The organism is Streptomyces sp. NPDC006544 (assembly GCF_040611715.1).
GTDB lineage: Bacteria > Actinomycetota > Actinomycetes > Streptomycetales > Streptomycetaceae > Streptomyces.
In genome coordinates, this window is the sequence record NZ_JBEXOV010000205.1 from 1 (window position 1) to 2413 (window position 2413).

Annotated in this window: 1 protein-coding gene and 1 pseudogene; one reads left to right on the forward strand and one right to left on the reverse strand. The window is 38.1% G+C overall.

The window, feature by feature from the left end:
• Positions 1-665 precede the first annotated feature (665 nt).
• Positions 666-1813, forward strand: a protein-coding gene (locus tag ABZY44_RS37515; RefSeq protein WP_095586744.1) for an IS3 family transposase whose coding sequence is annotated in 2 segments (ribosomal slippage) — positions 666-918 and positions 918-1813 — 1149 coding nt in all. Because the reading frame shifts where the segments join, the coding sequence is not laid out codon by codon here.
• A gap of 110 nt (positions 1814-1923) precedes the next feature.
• On the opposite strand, the pseudogene ABZY44_RS37520 reads toward ABZY44_RS37515, so the two are convergent.
• A pseudogene (locus ABZY44_RS37520) lies at positions 1924-2413 on the reverse strand (RepB protein); the annotation flags it as partial.

The window sequence follows — 2413 nt, forward strand, 5'->3', positions numbered from 1 at the left end:
ATGGAGGACTGGCGTCCGGTGCTGGAACTGGTCGCGGCGGGAGCGTACGACCGAACGGGGTAACGCGGCGCGGTCTTAAAAAAATAAAAAAGCCACCAACTTATTGTCAGCAACTTTTTTATTTTAAAACTTAAATCAAATCATCAATCGGCACAGATTGGTATTTCGTGGTTAAGCCGTAGTCCCCACTCTGTTTGCACCGCTTCGTTTTTTTATGTGGCATAGATGCGTCAACCACTCATCAAGAAATTAGACTTCTCTATGGAACAATTTAACCGCATGCTCTGCGTGTCAGTTTTCTTTAAACTCATTATAGCATAAAGTCTCCCTGTTCGCTTTTGTCGCTCCGCTTGTCCACCTCAATTGAAAAAATCGGACGTTCTGCCTTTAGGAAAAATCCCTTGCGGTCGTGGTTACTTTGATTTTTTTGATAGAGTTAAGTATTTATCTCTTCCGTCAAATGGAAAGATAGCACGTATGGAAGACTCAAACACACCTTTAGCGATTACTTCTAGTTCTTCCAAGTCATCTTGAATTGGAGCTATACTATAAAAGTGGACAGAAAATTGTGTGTTATAATCTGTCTATTAAGACACAAAAATGAAAGGTGGAAAGGTTATAATAAACTAGACACAAAGTTAAGAGAAATCGTGGAAAGGTTTATTATGGCAAGAAGAAAATTCGATAAACAATTTAAAAATTCTGCAGTAAAACTCATTCTTGAAGAGGGTTACTCTGTTAAAGAAGTCAGCCAAGAGCTTGAGGTTCATGCCAATAGTCTTTATCGCTGGGTTCAAGAAGTTGAAGAATATGGAGAAAGTGCTTTTCCAGGCAATGGGACAGCCCTAGCTGATGCCCAACATAAGATTAAATTGTTAGAGAAAGAAAATCGTTATCTTCAGGAGGAACTTGAACTTCTAAAAAAGTTCCGGGTCTTCTTGAAGCGAAGCAAGTAAAACGTTTTGAATTTCTCTTGAAACATCATGGGAAGATAAAAATTAAGCATGCAGTAAAAGTTCTTAAGGTTTCTCGCTCAGGTTTCTATGAATACATGCATCGTCGTCCTTCAAAACAACAAGTGGAGAGAGAAATTCTCTCAGAGAAGATAAAAGCTGTCTTTCATGAGCATAAGGGACGCTATGGTGCGGTTAGAATTACCAAGGTACTTCATAATACTGGTATTATGACCAACACGAAACGTGTTGGGAAACTGATGCACTTGATGGGACTTTATGCCAAGGGAAGTCGTTATAAATATAAACATTACAACAGAAAAGGAGCTTCGCTTTCAAGACCCAATTTAATTAATCAGATCTTTAAAGCAACAGCTCCTAATAAAGTATGGCTGGGAGACATGACCTATATCCCTACCAAAGAAGGCACCTTATACTTAGCCGTGAATATCGACGTTTTTTCACGTAAGATTGTAGGCTGGTCAATGTCTTCACGGATGCAAGATAAACTGGTGAGGGATTGCTTCTTACAAGCTTGTGGGAAAGAACATCCTCAGCCTGGCTTGATTGTCCATACTGATCAAGGGAGTCAATATACAAGCTCTCGTTATCAATCTACTCTTCGTCAAGTCGGTGCTCAATCTAGCATGAGTCGTAAAGGAAATCCATATGACAATGCAATGATGGAGTCTTTTTATAAGACGCTAAAGAGGGAGCTTATTAATGATGCTCATTTTGAGACAAGAGCTGAGGCTACTCAAGAAATATTTAAATACATTGAGACCTATTACAATACAAAAAGGATGCATTCAGGTCTTGATTACAAGTCTCCAAAAGACTTTGAAAAATATAATTCTTAAATTCTCTTAACTCCGTGTCTAGTTTTTCGTTGACTTTCCAAAAATATAGCTCATTTTGTGTCTAAATATTTGACATTAGTCCACTTTAATTGTCTTTAACTTTTCACTCATCATAAGTCCTGCCTTTTAACCGTAGGTAGATATTGCTCGATTGCTTTCTTCAAATACTTAGCGATATTGTGCTTAGAATATTCTTCACGCTTGCTAGATACATAAGACAAGTGGTCTTTGACTCCATTAAGCCCTCTCAATTCTTTCAGTTCGTCATAGAGAGGGTACACATTTTTCTGTAAGCCTGCCATTGTTGCCGTATCTGTCATTTCTAATGGTGACAAAAGAAAATTTTCAATCAATAGCTTGGTGTATTTGCTTTTCATTGCTTCAATAGCTAGCTTATCTTCGGTTTCCTCTTTGACTTTATTACCCTCTTGATATACTTTATCGTCTAACTTGTAGCTGTTATCGTCTGCCATGCGTTTTTTCTCGATATGAAAGACAATAGAGTCAATACTCCGCCCTTTTTTGACTTTCTCATAGGACACGTTAAAAGAAGTGTGAGCGTTGATTTCTGCTAAAGGTTTTTCTAGTATCCATTCTGTG